14 protein-coding genes are annotated in these 15,102 nt (G+C 66.8%); 10 read left to right on the plus strand and 4 right to left on the minus strand.

What is annotated here, in order from left to right; all coding sequences use genetic code 11:
* Nucleotides 1–27 precede the first annotated feature (27 nt).
* Both BKA23_RS17140 and BKA23_RS17145 read right to left on the minus strand, forming a co-directional pair.
* A complete protein-coding gene (locus tag BKA23_RS17140) occupies nt 28–807 on the minus strand; it encodes a hypothetical protein (protein WP_145230776.1) in 780 nt (259 codons plus the stop codon).
* 16 nt (nt 808–823) lie between these two features.
* Nucleotides 824–1,063: a MoaD/ThiS family protein gene (locus BKA23_RS17145; RefSeq protein WP_145230778.1), complete on the minus strand. Its 240-nt coding sequence runs from the start codon at nt 1,061–1,063 to the stop codon at nt 824–826.
* Nucleotides 1,064–1,151: 88 nt separating this feature from the next.
* Here BKA23_RS17145 and BKA23_RS17150 point away from each other — a divergent pair, with 88 nt between their 5' ends.
* The 10 genes from BKA23_RS17150 to BKA23_RS17195 all read left to right on the plus strand — a co-directional run bounded on the left by BKA23_RS17150 (nt 1,152) and on the right by BKA23_RS17195 (nt 11,543).
* A complete protein-coding gene (locus tag BKA23_RS17150; protein ID WP_145230780.1) occupies nt 1,152–1,856 on the plus strand; it encodes a winged helix-turn-helix transcriptional regulator in 705 nt (234 codons plus the stop codon).
* A 123-nt stretch (nt 1,857–1,979) separates the two neighbouring features.
* Complete coding sequence (locus tag BKA23_RS17155) at nt 1,980–2,828, plus strand: HAD family acid phosphatase (protein ID WP_145230782.1); 849 nt, start codon at nt 1,980–1,982, stop codon at nt 2,826–2,828.
* A 60-nt stretch (nt 2,829–2,888) separates the two neighbouring features.
* Complete coding sequence (mshD, locus tag BKA23_RS17160) at nt 2,889–3,737, plus strand: mycothiol synthase (protein ID WP_246104720.1); 849 nt, start codon at nt 2,889–2,891, stop codon at nt 3,735–3,737.
* 24 nt (nt 3,738–3,761) lie between these two features.
* Complete coding sequence (locus tag BKA23_RS17165; protein ID WP_145230786.1) at nt 3,762–6,122, plus strand: RNA degradosome polyphosphate kinase; 2,361 nt, start codon at nt 3,762–3,764, stop codon at nt 6,120–6,122.
* Complete coding sequence (locus tag BKA23_RS17170; protein ID WP_246104721.1) at nt 6,119–7,093, plus strand: NUDIX hydrolase; 975 nt, start codon at nt 6,119–6,121, stop codon at nt 7,091–7,093. The genes BKA23_RS17165 and BKA23_RS17170 overlap by 4 nt, the downstream gene beginning before the upstream one ends.
* A 116-nt stretch (nt 7,094–7,209) precedes the next feature.
* Nucleotides 7,210–8,328, plus strand: a complete 1,119-nt coding sequence (pstS, locus tag BKA23_RS17175) for a phosphate ABC transporter substrate-binding protein PstS (RefSeq protein WP_145230788.1) — start codon at nt 7,210–7,212, stop codon at nt 8,326–8,328.
* Between the two features lie 117 nt (nt 8,329–8,445).
* Nucleotides 8,446–9,453 (plus strand): phosphate ABC transporter permease subunit PstC, encoded by a 1,008-nt coding sequence (gene pstC / locus BKA23_RS17180; protein ID WP_145230790.1) that lies wholly within the window; start codon nt 8,446–8,448, stop codon nt 9,451–9,453.
* Entirely contained in the window at nt 9,450–10,391 is a 942-nt protein-coding gene (gene pstA / locus BKA23_RS17185; protein ID WP_145230792.1) for a phosphate ABC transporter permease PstA, read from the plus strand. Before pstC ends, pstA begins: the two co-directional genes overlap by 4 nt.
* A gap of 40 nt (nt 10,392–10,431) precedes the next feature.
* Entirely contained in the window at nt 10,432–11,208 is a 777-nt protein-coding gene (gene pstB, locus BKA23_RS17190) for a phosphate ABC transporter ATP-binding protein PstB (RefSeq protein WP_145230794.1), read from the plus strand.
* A gap of 47 nt (nt 11,209–11,255) precedes the next feature.
* Nucleotides 11,256–11,543, plus strand: a complete 288-nt coding sequence (locus tag BKA23_RS17195; protein ID WP_145230796.1) for a hypothetical protein — start codon at nt 11,256–11,258, stop codon at nt 11,541–11,543.
* Between the two features lie 244 nt (nt 11,544–11,787).
* Here the strand turns inward: BKA23_RS17195 and BKA23_RS17200 are convergent, their stop codons facing one another.
* Nucleotides 11,788–12,435 carry a hypothetical protein gene (locus BKA23_RS17200; protein WP_145230798.1) on the minus strand — a complete coding sequence of 216 codons (648 nt, stop codon included), beginning with the start codon at nt 12,433–12,435 and terminating at the stop codon, nt 11,788–11,790.
* A 43-nt stretch (nt 12,436–12,478) separates the two neighbouring features.
* On the minus strand, nt 12,479–15,013 hold the full coding sequence (locus BKA23_RS17205) for a DEAD/DEAH box helicase (protein WP_145230800.1): 2,535 nt from the start codon (nt 15,011–15,013) through the stop codon (nt 12,479–12,481).
* Between the last annotated feature and the right edge of the window lie 89 nt (nt 15,014–15,102).

The following is a 15,102-nucleotide window of genomic DNA, read 5'->3' on the forward strand; positions in this document are numbered from 1 at the left end:
GGGTCCGCTGACCACGGCCGTGACCGGTCAGTGCGCCAGGATCCACACCGCGGCATACGCGCAGATGCCCGGCGCGAGGATCGCCGCGGCCCCGTAGGCCACTGTCGCCGCAGTCGTGGTGCCGTCGGCGTCGACCACGCGACGCACGGCCGCCGCCACTGCTGCAGCGATCAGACCGGCCAGCAGCAGAATGTTCCAGCGGGTGCCGGACGACAGACCCACGACGAGTCCGAGCACGGCACCCAGCGCGAGACTCACCGGCACCGACCATTCGGCTGCGTGCGTCCGCCCCAAGGTTCCGTGGACGAGCAGGCCGAGGCACGCCGCGCCCGCCGTCACCGCGACGGCTTCGGAACCGTGATGGTGGAAGGCTGCGGCGGCGTAGGTCGCACCACTGGCCAGAAACGCCAGTCCCAGACAGGTGCCGGCGATGGACAGCACCAGCGACGCGCGCCCGTCGGTGCGCACCAGTTCGTGCAGGAACGCCAGCACCAACGCCACCGCCAGAACGGCGCTCAGGGCGCGCATTCCGTCGTGGTGACCCGAGAGCAACAGAACCCCCGTCATACCGACCGTGCCGATCGCCAGGACGATCGAACTGCCCGCGGGCCGCGGCGCATCGATCAGGACCGGCCAGCCCCACGACAGTCCCAGCCCGGCGACGGCGAAGACGTAGGCGGTCACGTGGTGTCCGGCGATCGCGCCGACGATCAGGGCCGCGGCGACAACCACTCCGGCGACCAGGCTGACTGCGCCGAGCGAGATGGCGGATCGGGTGGCAGGTGCGGCGGTCGAGGGTTCGGACACAACGCGCATCCTTGCATCACCCACCGGCGAACGGCGGGAGGACCTCGACCGTGCACCCGTCCGGCAACGGCGCCTCGCCCTCGACCCGTCGGCCGTCCACCAGCACCGACGCGACAGCGAACACGGGTGCCAGAGCAGGGTGTGCTTCAACAGCGGCCGACCGTAGTTGCGCCGCAGTGCTCGCCGTGACGGACTCCTGCGTGACGCCGGCCGCAGCAGCTGCCGCCGCCCAGTAGCGCACCGTGATCCGTGCCATCGCGTCTCCGTTTGTCGAATGTGGCGCGGCTCACGCCCGCGCCGGAACACGTCGAGGTTACGACGTTGTACCCGTATTGTTTTAGGGCATGGCCCGCCTGCTGCTCCTCACCGACTCGCCTGGCGCGAGCATCGAGGTGCTTCCAGCGCTGGGCCTGCTGGGGCATCGGGTGCGGATCCTGCCGACAGATCCACAGGCTCTGGTCGATCCACCGGACTGCGACGTCGTGCTGCTGGATGCCCGTCGTGACCTGGCGAGCGCCCGCGGGCTGTCGCGCGTGTTGCGTAGTTCCGGTCTGTCAGCGCCCTTGGTCGCTGTCTTCACCGAAGGCGGGCTGGCCGCACTCACCGCGGAGTGGCAGGTCGACGACGTGGTGCTCGACACTGCCGGACCCGCAGAGGTCGAGGCGCGGTTGCGTCTGGCGTTGAGCAGGACCAGCACCGACGAGGACGACGAGCCGACCCGCATCACTGCCGGCGAGCTCACGATCGACGAAGAGGCGTATTCGGCCCGGATCCGCGGGCGCACGCTCGACCTGACCTACAAGGAGTTCGAGTTGCTGAAGCATCTGGCGGCCCACCCGGGCCGGGTCTTCACGCGAGCGCAGCTGCTGCAAGAGGTGTGGGGTTATGACTACTTCGGCGGCACCCGCACCGTCGATGTGCACGTGCGACGCCTGCGCGCCAAACTCGGCGCCGAGCACGACTCGTTGATCGGCACCGTGCGCAACGTCGGCTACCGCTTCGTCGGCGCGGGCGAGCTGCGGCACCAGGAACAGACCACCAGCGCCTGACGGGCTTCCCGCACCGGTGGACGAGGCCGGACCGAAGATTCGGCAGCGCCATACAGCCCGCGCGGGGTTGTTTCCTGCCACCCTGAACAGCCTCGGGATCACTACCAGGAGGCAGCAACCGTCATGTCAGCAAGAACCCGTCACACCCGCACAACCCCCATCATCGCCGGCGCTGTGCTCGCCGTCGCCGGCCTGGTCGGCGGCAGTATGGCGAACGCCGATGCGCACGCCGGCCGCCCGCCGGGCACCCCGCCGCACGTGACCACCCGCGGCGACAGCATTCCGAACGTCACTCTCGTCGAGGACGCCATCACGGCGTACTACGGCTCGACCACGGTCGCGGCGCCGGCTGCACTGACCAGTTCGCTCGGGCTCACCACGCTCACCGAACCGTCGCCGACCGGCGCGTACGCCAAGGAGATGAAGGGCATCGAGTCCCGCCTGCAGAACCAGCTCGCGCACTGGCACGCGGGCAGGGGCGAGAAGGGCAAGCCTGCCGTCGTCTTCGACATCGACGACACGACGCTGAACACCTATAACTACGAGGTGTATTCGCAGTTCGGTTATGTGCCGGCCACCAATGCGGACTTCGTCAATGCCGAGGCATTCCCGGCCAACCCCGGCATGACCAGCCTGGTGAACTGGGTCAACACCCACGGCTACACGGTCTTCTTCATCACCGGCCGTCCGGAGACCCAGCGGGGCGCAACCGTCGGCAACCTGCAGAAGGTGGGCTACACCGAGGCCATGGGCCCGGACCGGTTGTTCCTGAAGAACAAGACCAACCCCCCGGCGTACCTGACGTGCGGGTCGACGTGCACGACGATTCAGTACAAGTCGGGCACACGGAAGTACATCGAGTCCGAGGGCTACAACATCGTCGCGTCGGTCGGCGACCAGTACAGCGACCTGGAGGGCGGCTACGACGACCTGCAGATCAAGCTGCCCAACCCGATGTACTACCTGCCCTGACCGGGCACCGATCCGTCACCTGACACCGCCCGGCGGCGGCGAGTGCGGCAGCATGGCAGGGTGCTGACTCCCACCCAGTTCCTCGCCATCGCTGACCGCGCCGCCGCCGCCGACGGTGTCGACCCGCTGTCCGAGACGACCAGGCTGAGCCTGCGCCGAGATGGCGCATCGGTGGTGGGCGCACCCCGCGGGGAGGCCGGCGGGGCGTTCGTCGCCGACGACGGATCGGTCGAGCTGTGCGTCGACCCGGACATGCGTCGACGTGGACTCGGCTCGGCGATCGCGGCCGAGGTACTCGCACAGCACCCCGGGTCGAAGTTCTGGGCGCACGCGAATCTGCCTGCTGCGCAAGCACTCTCGCGATCTCTGCAACTGACCGTTGTGCGCAGCCTGTGGCGGATGGGCCGCCCCGTCGACGGTGAGCCGGCCGTCACGGCGCCGGTGCTGCCGGACGGTTTCACTGCCCGGCCCTTCGAGGTCGGTCGCGACGAGGACGCCTGGCTAGCGGTGAACTCCGCGGCATTCGTGCACCATCCCGAGCAGGGCCGGATGACCCGCGCCGACCTGGCTGAACGGATGGCGGAGCCGTGGTTCGACCCGAACGGCCTGCTGCTGATCCAGGACAGCTCCACCGGCGCCCTGGCGGCCTCGCACTGGACCAAGGTCGAAGCCGGACAGCGCGACGAGGGCGAGGTGTATGTCGTGGCCGTCGCCCCGGCATACCAAGGGCGTGGGCTCGGGCGTGCCGTCACAGCACTCGGGCTGGAGCATCTGAAATCTGTTGGTGTGCAAGAGATTTCGCTATATGTCGAAGGCGACAACACGGCGGCGGTGGCGACATACAGTCGCCTCGGCTTCACCCGGACGGGCATCGACGTGATGTATGCGCTCCCGAGTGGTGCGCATTGACGCGGGCTTTGCAACGATAGGCGCATGGACGAGCCCGAGCACTCCATCTCCCAGTTCGACTCCCACCGCAGCGACACCCACGGCCAACCGGTCACCGGTGGGCCTTCGGAGAACGAGCCCGGCACGTCCGGCGATGACGACCTGAATGACCTCGTGCACGAGACCGCCGCCAGCGAGGCGTCGCTGGTGCGGCTGCAGACCCGGGCGGCGCAACGCGCACGCGGCGCCAACGGTCGGTTCATCCGGGTCGCGCCCGAACTCGGCACCGACGACGACACCGGCGACCTGCCGGACGACCGGTTCCTGGACCGTGAGATCTCGTGGCTGCAGTTCAACGAGCGCGTCCTGCAGTTGGCAGGCGACCCGTTGATTCCGCTGCTCGAACGCACGCGTTATCTGGCGATCTTCGCCAGCAACCTGGACGAGTTCTTCATGGTGCGCGTGGCCGGGCTCAAGCGCCGCATCGCCACCGGACTGGCTGTCCGCTCCGCGTCCGGGCTCGAGCCGCGTGAGGTGCTCGACGAGATCAGCCACGCCGCGCACGAGCTGATGCAGGTGCACGCCAAGGTGTTTCAACGGCACATCCGCCCCGCCCTCGTCGATCAGGGCATCTGCATCGTGCGACCGAGCGAGTGGACCGACGCCGATCGCGTGCACCTCAACGACTTGTTCCGGTCGCAGATCTATCCGGTGCTCACGCCGCTGGCGGTCGATCCGGCACACCCGTTCCCCTACATCTCCGGACTGTCGCTCAACCTGGCCGTGATCCTGATCAACCCCAAGACCGAGCGCGAGCACTTCGCGCGGGTCAAGGTGCCGCCGCTGCTGCCCCGACTGATCCAGCTGCCGACCGGCGAGAACGACGACAAGTTGTATGACGCGCGTTTCGTCGCCATCGAAGACGTCATGGCCGAGCATCTGCAGTTCCTCTTCCCGGGGATGGAAGTGCGCGAGCACTTCACCTTCCGGGTCACCCGCAACGAGGACCTCGAGGTCGAGGAGGACGACGCCGAGAACCTCCTCACCGCCCTGGAGAAGGAGCTCACCCGGCGCCGGTTCGGTCCGCCGGTGCGACTCGAGGTCGCCGACGACATGGACGACCACGTCATGGATCTGCTGGTGCGCGAGCTCGGCGTGCGCGACGACGAGGTCTACCGCCTGCCCGAACCGCTGGACCTGCGCGGGCTGAACGCTGTCGCCGACCTCGACCGCTCGGAGCTGCGCTGGCCGCCGTATGTCGCGACCGCCCACCCCGAGCTGGCACCGGTGGAGCGTGCCGCCCAGTCGGATGTGATGGCCGCGATGCGCGCGGGCGACATACTGCTGCATCACCCGTACGACTCGTTCGCGACGTCGGTGCAGGCCTTCCTGGAGCAGGCGGCCGCCGACCCGCAGGTGCTGGCGATCAAGCAGACGCTGTATCGCACCAGCGGCGACTCGCCCATCATCGACTCGCTCATCGACGCGGCGGAGGCCGGCAAGCAGGTGCTGGCCGTGGTCGAGATCAAGGCCCGCTTCGATGAGCAGAACAACATCTCGTGGGCCCGCAAACTGGAGCGCGCGGGCGTGCACGTGGTCTACGGCATGGTCGGCCTCAAGACGCACGCGAAGCTGTGCCTGGTGGTGCGGAACGAGGGCGGACAGATGCGTCGTTACGCCCACGTCGGCACCGGTAACTACAACCCCAAGACGGCACGGCTCTACGAGGACCTCGGCCTGCTCACCTGTGACCCTGACGTCGGCGAAGACCTGTCGCGGCTGTTCAACCAGCTGTCGGGCATGGCGCCACGCAGCAAGTTCAAACGGCTTCTGGTTGCTCCGCGTTCGGTGCGCAGCGGCCTGCTGGAGCAGATCGAACGCACCGTCGCCGCAGCCGAGTCCGGCCGCGCCGCGAGCGTGCAGATCAAGGTCAACTCGCTGGTGGACGAGCAGATCATCGACGCGTGCTACCGCGCCTCACAGGCCGGTGTCGAGGTGGACATCTGGGTGCGTGGCATCTGCGCCATGCGTCCGGGTGTCGAGGGGCTCTCGGAGGGCATCCGGGTGCGGTCGATCCTGGGCCGGTTCCTGGAGCACTCGCGGGTGTTCCGCTTCACCGTCGAGGGCGAGGACGATGTCACCTTCATCGGCAGCGCGGACATGATGCACCGCAATCTGGACCGCCGGGTCGAGGCGCTGGTCCGCATCGCAGCGCCCAAGCAACTCGAATCCCTCGCCGGGCTGCTGGACGAAGGCATGTCGCCGGACACCTCGTCGTGGCACCTCAACCCCAACGGCAGCTGGCAGCGGCACCACCTGGATGCCGAGGGCAACCCATTGCGCGATCTGCAGGCGGACCTGCTCGCGACCTATGCCAAGCGCAAGCGCAAGGCGCGTCGCCGGTGACGTCGAATTCCTTCCTGCGGCGCCCGGACACGGTGCCGGCAGCCGGAGCCGTCCTGTGGCGCCGCAAAGCCGGGCAGTTGCGCGTGGCGCTGGTCCACCGGCCGAAGTACGACGACTGGTCGTGGGCGAAGGGCAAGCTCGACCCGGGTGAGACCTGGGCCGGCGCAGCTGCACGAGAAGTGTTGGAGGAGACAGGTTTTCGGCCACGGCTCGGCATTCCGTTGCCCCGCTCGGTGTATTCGATGCAGCGCGGCCAGCTCAAGGAGATCCGCTACTGGGCGGCCAGCATCATGGGTGGCACGGGCGAGCTCGTCAACGAGATCGACCAGCTCGCCTGGCTGACTCCTGCCCAGGCGCAGGGCCGGTTCAGCTATGTGCGCGATGCCCTGCAGCTCAACGCTGTCGTCGACGCCGATGCCCGCGGATGGCTGGACACCAGACCGTTCGTCATCGTGCGGCACGGCGAGGCGCTGGCACGCAAGGAATGGCGCGGCGAGGACGCCGACCGACCTCTCAACGACGCCGGTCGCCAGCACGCGAAGGCGCTCGTGCCGATCCTTGCGGCATACGGCATCGAACGGATCATCACCTCACCGTCGGCACGATGCTTCACCACGGTGCAGCCGTATGCCGCAGCTGCCGGGCTGACACTGCGTCCGCGTAAGGGTCTTTCGGAGGAAGGCTTCGCCGAGACTCCGGACAAGGCCGCGCGGCACACCGTCAAGGCACTGCAGCATCCGCAGGTGACGGCGCTGTGCACCCACCGACCTGTGCTGCCCGCCGTGCTCGACACCGTCCGCCGATTCACCGCACCCGACGCTCCCGCCGCCGCCGTGCTTGAGCAGGTGTCGTCAGCCGGGCTGGACAAGGGTGAAGCGCTGGTCTGCCAGATCGCGGGCAACGGTGACGAGCCGCAGGTCGTGAGCATCGAGCGCCACCGACCCGCCGAATCGCTCATCGGCTCGTCGTAGCGAGTTCACCCGGCGTTCACCGATCAGGTGGTAGCTGGACATGCACCCTGCCTACCTTCGGGCAGGACGGGCGTCCGACCCGCACTCCAGACCTGCCCTTCCTGAAAGGCCACCTCGTGAAGATCACGCGTATCGGCAGCGCCTCCGGCGTCGCCATCGTCGCCGCGGTTGCGCTCGCTGCGTGCGGTAGCGCCAGCAACGCCAGCAGCTCGCCGAGCACGTCCGGCGGCGGTGCCCCCGCCGGCACGGCGTCGGCAGCTGCCGCAGGCAACTGCTTCTCCGGCAACCTGAACGCCGAAGGTTCCACCGCCCAGCAGAACGCGATCCTGCAGGCGATCTCGGCATACCAGTCGAAGTGCTCCGGCGCGAAGATCTCCTACAACGGCACCGGATCCGGCGCCGGCATCACGTCCTTCATCGCCAAACAGGTCGACTTCGCCGGATCGGACTCCGAACTGAGCCCGGCCAAGGGCGAGCCGGCCAAGGCGTCCGCTGCCTGCGGCTCGACGGCCCTCGACATCCCGATGGTGACCGGCCCGATCGCGATCTCCTACAACCTCAAGGGCGTCTCCAAGCTCAACCTCACGCCCACTCTGATCGCCCAGTTGTTCTCGGGCAAGATCACCAAGTGGAACGACCCGGCGATCGCCGCGGCCAACCCGGGCGTCACATTGCCCGACGAGTCCGTCTCGGTGTTCTTCCGCTCGGACTCCTCCGGCACGACGGACAACTTCACCAACTACATGCACACCGTCGACCCCACCGACTGGGTCGCACCGCACGCCAAGAGCTGGACCGGCAAGGTCGGCCAGGGCAAGGCCAAGACCGCCGGTGTCGCGGCAGCGGTCAAGGCGACGCCGGGCGGCATCGGCTACGTCGAGTGGAGCTACGCCCTGCAGAACCAGCTGCCGATGGCCAGCGTCAACGGCGTCGCCCTCACCGCTGAGTCTGCGGGCAAGGCTGTTGCTGCCGCCCAGATCATCGGCACCGGCAACGACCTGTCGCTGAAGCTGGACTACAAGACCACCGCACCGGGTGCCTACCCGATCATCCTCGTGACCTACGAGATCGTGTGCTCGAAGTACTCCAACGCCTCGACTGGCACCGCCGTCAAGGACTTCCTGTCCTACATGGCCTCGCCGACCTTCCAGAACACACTGGAGTCGGTGGGCTCGGCACCGCTGCCCCCCTCGATCCAGGCCAAGGTCGTCGCAAGCCTGAACACGATCTCCTGATCACAGATCACTTCGTGAGTATGTCGACGACACGGTGACGAACCGAGTCGTCGACATACTCACACCTGCACCACCTGCTGCACCCGACACCTCCCCCACCACACCGCTGAGGCGTAGATGACTTCGACAACCGGCGCATCCGTCGCCGACGAGTTCCCCGGCCCGGAGGGCCGCCCGCCACTGACGGGCGACGGCGCTTCGACGGGCCGCGTCGGCGACCGCGTCTTCAAGTGGATCGCCTACGGCTCCGGTTTCGTGGTCGTGGTCGTGGTCGCGCTCGTCGCGATCTTCCTGGTCGTCCAGGCTGTGCCGGCGATCGCGCAGGACAAGGCGAACTTCTTCACCTCCACGCAGTTCTCGACCTCGCCGCTGGCGTTCGGCATCGCGCAACTGCTGTGGACCACCGTGATGACTTCGCTGGTGGCGCTGGTCATCGCGGTGCCCTTTGCCATCGCGATCTCGTTGTTCCTCACGCAATACGCACCCAGCTGGCTGGCCAAACCGGCGGCAGCTCTCATCGACCTGCTGGCCGCGGTGCCCTCGATCGTCTACGGCCTGTGGGGTGCTTACATCGTGGCGCCGAAGTTCGGGCCGGTGCAGCACTTCTTGCAGGACGTCTTGGGCTGGCTGCCGTTGTTCAAGCCGGTCGCGACGGTCACCGAGCAGGCCAACATCTTCTTCGTCGGAGTCATCCTGGCGATCATGATCCTGCCGATCATCACCGCCATCACCCGCGAGGTCTTCGCTCAGACCCCGGCGACACACAAGGAAGCGGCATACGCGCTCGGCGCCACCCGGTGGGAGATGTTGCGTATGGCGGTGCTGCCCTTCGGCAAGCCGGGCATCATCAGCGCCTCGATGCTGGGCCTGGGGCGCGCGCTCGGTGAGACCATCGCGGTGTACTACATCCTGTCCACACTGCCGGACGGTTCGAAATTCATCGTCTCGCTGTTCAACGGCGGTTCGACCTTCGCCTCGCAGATCGCCGGGAACTACGCCGAGTTCACCGGTGGCACCAGCACCGGCGCCTACATCGCGGCAGGCCTGGTGTTGTTCGTGCTGACCTTCGTCGTCAACGCCGTCGCCCGAGTCATCATCGAGCGCAGGAAGGCCTTCAGCGAATGAGTTCTCAGACCTCGACCTCGCAGTCGTCCGAGGCCGGCACCGTGACGCCACCGGTCGATTTCACCGTCGGCAAGTCCGGTGCTCGCGCGGCCAAGAACACTGCTGCGACCGTGCTGGTGTGGCTGGCTTTTCTCATCGCACTGATCCCGCTGGTCTGGATCCTCTGGCTGGTGATCAGCAAGGGCTTCCACACGATGCTGTCGATCACCTGGTGGCAGAAGGACCAGTCCGGTGTGGGCGCAGCCGGCTTCGACAAGAACATCCGCGGTGCCCGGCACGCCATCGTCGGCACCCTGCTGACCGCCCTGGCGACCTCGGTCATCGCAGTGCCACTGGCAGTGATGACGGCGGTCTACCTGGTGGAATACGGTCGCGGCCGCATCGCCAAGCTGGTGAGCTTCATGGTCGACATCCTGAGCGGTGTGCCCTCGATCGTGGCAGCGCTGTTCATCTACGCCGTCTGGGTCAGCTCGTTCGGGCTGCGCCTGATCCCGCTGTGCACGTCGTTCGCGCTGGCCATGCTGATGATCCCGGTGGTGACGCGCTCCACCGAGGAGATACTCAAGCTGGTGCCGAACGAACTGCGCGAGGCGTCCTACGCCCTCGGCGTGCCGAAGTGGAAGACGATCACCCGGATCGTGCTGCCGACCTCGCTGTCGGGGATCGTCACCGGTGCGCTGCTGGGTTTCTCCCGCGTCGCCGGTGAGACCGCTCCCCTGCTGATCCTCGCGGCATACACGCCGTATCTCAACCAGAATCTGTTCTCGGGGAGTATGGCGGCGCTGCCGACCTTCATCAACAACAACGTGCAGTATCTCGCCAGCGACCCGATCAGCGCGGACCGCGTCTGGGGCGCCGCGTGCACGTTGCTGCTGCTCGTCTTCGTCATCAACATGCTCGGCCGTCTGATCGGGCGCTTCGCCCGCGTCAAGTCCTGACCTGCACCCGCCGCCCGACTCCCATCACAGGAAGCAACACATGAGCAAGCGCATCGACGTCAAAGATCTGAACGTCTACTACGGCAGCTTCAAGGCGGTCGAAGGCGTCACGATGACTGTCGAACCACGGTCGATCACCGCCTTCATCGGGCCGTCCGGATGCGGCAAGTCGACCTTTCTGAGGACGTTGAACCGCATGCATGAGGTGATCCCGGGCGGGCGCGTCGAGGGACAGGTGCTGCTGGACAACGAGGACCTCTACGCCCCCGGCGTCGACCCGGTCGGGGTGCGCCGCACCGTCGGCATGGTCTTCCAGCGCCCGAACCCGTTCCCGACCATGTCGATTCGCGACAACGTGGTCGCGGGCCTGCGACTGAACGGTGTCAAGAACAAGAAGGTGCTCGACCAGAAGGTCGAGGAGTCGCTCAAGGGCGCCAACCTGTGGAACGAGGTCAAGGACCGGCTGAACAAGCCCGGCGCCGGGCTGTCCGGTGGTCAGCAGCAGCGGTTGTGCATCGCCCGGGCGATCGCGGTGGAGCCGCAGGTGCTGCTCATGGACGAGCCGTGTTCGGCGCTCGACCCGATCTCGACCCTGGCGATCGAGGACCTCGTGACACAGCTGAAGGAACGCTTCACCATCGTCATCGTCACGCACAACATGCAGCAGGCATCGCGCGTGTCGGACAAGACGGCCTTCTTCAACCTCGAGGCCACCGGCAAGCCGGGCAACCTCATCGAGATGGACGACACCCAGCAGATCTTCAACAATCCCAGCAAGAAGGCCACCGAGGACTACATCTCGGGCCGCTTCGGCTGATCCGGGGTTCGTCAGCAGGGCTGCACCGACTACGGCATCATGGACGGGTGGCCAAAAAGAAGACCGATCGCGGCCCCCGTTTCCTGGCCCGCAAGGGCGACAAGCTCAAACTCACCGATGCCAAGGGCCACAAGCACACAGCCCAGGTCGTCGACCTCGACGAGGACCTGACCAAGGAACAGGGCAGCTTCACCTTCGGCTACTGCAAGAGCTGCGACTGGACCGGCCGAGCACGACGTGCGCGTGACAAGGCTCGCAACGACGCCCGTGACCACCGCAAGGAGTGCGAGGGTAAGGGCAAGATCATGCTGGGTGTGACCGACCACCGCGACTGATGGTGTGATCCGGCCGGACATCACCCGGTCGTACGCCTGTCGGGAACAACTGCACCGGACATGCCGTTAGGCTTCGTGTTGCGTCGGGCCGCGGCAGCCCCGGGTCCCAAAATACGCCGCTACGAGCGGCCGTGCGCCGTGAGGCGCTCCCGGCCCGACGCATCGCGACGTGGCTCAGCCCGGTCCGATGACACCGTCATCGGACCGGGCTGAGGTCGTTCGCGGTTGTTGTTTCCGATGGAGGTCAGTCGAGCTGACCGGCCCGCCAAGCGGCGGCTGCCCGTGACAGATCCTGGGCGGTGCTGAGCAAGGCCGAGGCGCTGTGGGTTGCGGCTGAGGCAGCGGCTTCGTCATATCCGTCGTCATCATCGGCACGATGCGCCCGACCGATCGAGATCACCCGGCAGAATGCCGCAGCGCGATCCAACGCCACCGCCAGATCGCCGTCGAAGACACCGGTGAGGATCGCGTCGACCAATTCGCGCAGGGCCTCCGGCGACGGCGGCTCAGCGGCTCCGGCGACGGCGTGCGAGACATCGGCATGGTGGCGACCGACGTCGTAATCCATTGCGGCGCCTACCGAATCGCGCTGGACCCACTCGCGGATCGTGTAGAGCCGCCAGAGCGCGCCAGGCAGACTCACCGGCGCACGATCGGCCCACAGTTGGGCAATCGTGGACATGCCGAGTTCGTCGACGAGCTCGACCAACCGCCGGGTGAGTTCCGGGTCGTCGGCGGCGCGACCCGCACCGACCAGTACCGCGGCGGTCTCGTGCGCGACCTCGCTGACCTCGGCCGGATCGAGGCTGCTGGGCTGGGAGTCCATCTCGCGCGGCGTCATCATCGCGGGGCGCCGCGGTCGTTTGGGGGCACCTGCCGGATCCTGCGTCATACGCACTCCTTCATGGTCCTTCGCCGACTTCGAGGGTAAGCCTTCAATCCATGCGGTTGAGGCCGAGCACGACGATCACGGCCTGACCGGCGGCGTCACTGGCGCGCAGATCGACCTCGGCGTCGATCCCCCAGTCGCGGTCATCGGCGGGATCGTCGATCACCTGCCGCACCTCCCACTTGCCCTTGCCCTCGGTGATGCGCAGATAGGCCGCACCCCGGGCACGCGCGCCGGTCTGGATCTCGTCATGGTCGGCGAAGTATGCCGAAAGGTCCTCGTGCCAGGCGTTTTCGTCCATCACCACCTCGGTCGGCGGCTCCGTCGACGCGGCCACGTCGCGTTCGATCGCAGCCAGCGCGACGATGTCTCGACGCGCCGCACATTGCAGACGGCGGAACATCCCATTGCGCACCTGCACCCGGAACGCCTTGGCGTTGGCCGTGATCGGTCGAGGCGCCTTGGGGGCAGCTGTGACTTCTTCGTGAAGTGTCGGGTTGGCGAGTTCTTCCCACTCGTCGAGCAGGCTGGAGTCGGTCTGGCGGATGACCTCGCCGAGCCACTCGACGAGATCGTTCAGCTCCTCATTCTTCTGACTCTCCGGCACCGTCTGTCGCAGCGTGCGATAGGCGTCGGTGAGGTAGCGCAGCACGATGCCCTCGGACCGCGCAACGTCATACTGCTTGACCAGATCTCCGAAACTCCATGCATTGGAATACATTTCGCGTACGACAGACTTCGGCGAGAGGGCATCCTCGACAACCCAGGGCTGACGGCTGCGGTAGGTCTCGAAGGCCGCCTCCAGCAACTCGGCGAGCGGCTGGGGCCAGCTGATGTCCTCCAGCAGCTCCATCCGCTCGTCGTATTCGATGCCGTCGGCCTTCATCTCGGCGATCGCCTCGCCGCGCACTTTGCGCCGTTGTGCGAGCAGGATCGGTCGCGGGTCCTCCAGGATCGCCTCGATGACCGATACCACGTCGAGGGTATAGGTCTCGGACTCCGGATCCAGCAGGTCAAGCACCGCGAGCGCGAACGGCGCAAGCGGTTGGTTGAGCGCGAATCCCGACTGCAGATCGCTGATCAGGCGCACCTGCCGGCCGTCCGCCATCGGTTCCGGCAGCCGCTCCACGACGCCTGCGGTCAGCAACTCGCGTGACAGCGTGATGGCACGTCGCGCCAGTCGGCGGCGGCGGCGTTCGTCCTCATGGTTGCCACGCACCAGATCACGTATGGCGACATACGGGTCGCCTTCTCGCGCAATGAGATTCAGCAACATCGAGTGAGTGATGCGCATCCGCGACTGCAGCGCCTCCGGCTCTGCGGCGACCAGGCGCTCGAAGGTTTCCTCGCTGTAGTTGACGAAGCCCTCCGGCGGCTTCTTGCGCTGCACCTTGCGTAGCCTCTTGGGGTCGTCGCCAGCTTTGGCTACCGCGCGGGCGTTCTCGATCAGGTGGTCCGGCGCCTGCACGACGACCGACCCGCTCGTGTCGAAGCCGGCCCGCCCGGCCCGCCCGGCGATCTGATGGAACTCGCGCGCCTTGAGCAGTCGTTGCCGGCTACCGTCGAACTTGGTGAGGCCGGTGAACAGCACAGTGCGGATCGGCACATTGATTCCGACACCGAGAGTGTCGGTGCCACACACCACCTTGAGCAGACCGTCCTGCGCAAGAGTTTCGACGAGCCTGCGGTACTTGGGCAGCATGCCCGCGTGATGCACGCCGATTCCGTGGCGCACCAAGCGATTCAGCGTTTTGCCGAAGCCTGCCGAGAAGCGGAATCCAGCGATCACCTCGCTGATGCGCTCCTTGTCCGGCTTGCTCAGCATGTTGATGCTCATCAGCGCCTGCGCCTGCTCGAGGGCAGCGGCCTGGGTGAAGTGGACGACATACACCGGCGCCTGACGGGTTTGCAGCAGTTCTTCGATCGTCTCGTGCAATGGCGTCATGGACCAGGTGAAGCTCAACGGTACGGGTCGCTCGGCGGTCGCGACAGTCGCGGTCGGGCGACCGGTGCGAACGGTCAGCTCTTGCTCGAACAGGCTGACATCACCCAAAGTTGCTGACATCAAAAGGAATTGAGCTTGTGGCAATTCCAACAGCGGCACCTGCCAGGCCCAGCCGCGTTCGGGTTCGGAGTAGAAGTGGAACTCGTCCATGATCACCAGGCCGACGTCGGCGCTACGGCCTTCGCGCAGCGCGATGTTGGCCAGTACCTCCGCCGTGCAGCAGATGACCGGCGCGTCCGCGTTCACCGACGCGTCACCGGTCAGCATTCCGACGTTGTCCGCGCCGAAGATCTCGCACAGCGCAAAGAATTTCTCCGACACCAGCGCTTTGATCGGCGCAGTGTAGAAACTGACGCGGTCGTCGGCGAGTGCCGCGAAGTGCGCTGCTGTCGCGACCAGTGACTTGCCTGACCCGGTGGGCGTAGCCAGGATGACGTTCGCGCCGCTGAGCAGCTCAATGACTGCTTCCTCCTGGTGCGGGTAGAGCGTCAGCCCACGGTCGTTCACCCAACCACCGAATTCGGCGAACAGCCGGTCGGGGTCGGGGGTGGGCGGCAGGCGGTCGTAGAGGTTCATGGCGGGTCGATCCTGCCAGGCTGAGCCGACCGGCCGGAAACGCGCGTCACGCCGGCAAGGCCCGGTTCCGAGACCTCACCGATCGCGGA

Origin of the sequence: Rudaeicoccus suwonensis (assembly GCF_007829035.1) — a bacterium.
Lineage (GTDB): Bacteria > Actinomycetota > Actinomycetes > Actinomycetales > Dermatophilaceae > Rudaeicoccus > Rudaeicoccus suwonensis.

What these genes read in the sequence shown, in the direction of transcription:
- BKA23_RS17145 (WP_145230778.1), bottom strand. Translation starts at nt 1,063, where the DNA reads ATGGCACGGATCACGGTGCGCTACTGGGCGGCGGCAGCTGCTGCGGCC.
- BKA23_RS17150 (WP_145230780.1), top strand. Translation starts at nt 1,152, where the DNA reads ATGGCCCGCCTGCTGCTCCTCACCGACTCGCCTGGCGCGAGCATCGAG.
- BKA23_RS17155 (WP_145230782.1), top strand. Translation starts at nt 1,980, where the DNA reads ATGTCAGCAAGAACCCGTCACACCCGCACAACCCCCATCATCGCCGGC.
- BKA23_RS17165 (WP_145230786.1), top strand. Translation starts at nt 3,762, where the DNA reads ATGGACGAGCCCGAGCACTCCATCTCCCAGTTCGACTCCCACCGCAGC.
- pstC (WP_145230790.1), top strand. Translation starts at nt 8,446, where the DNA reads ATGACTTCGACAACCGGCGCATCCGTCGCCGACGAGTTCCCCGGCCCG.
- pstA (WP_145230792.1), top strand. Translation starts at nt 9,450, where the DNA reads ATGAGTTCTCAGACCTCGACCTCGCAGTCGTCCGAGGCCGGCACCGTG.
- pstB (WP_145230794.1), top strand. Translation starts at nt 10,432, where the DNA reads ATGAGCAAGCGCATCGACGTCAAAGATCTGAACGTCTACTACGGCAGC.
- BKA23_RS17200 (WP_145230798.1), bottom strand. Translation starts at nt 12,435, where the DNA reads ATGACGCAGGATCCGGCAGGTGCCCCCAAACGACCGCGGCGCCCCGCG.
- BKA23_RS17205 (WP_145230800.1), bottom strand. Translation starts at nt 15,013, where the DNA reads ATGAACCTCTACGACCGCCTGCCGCCCACCCCCGACCCCGACCGGCTG.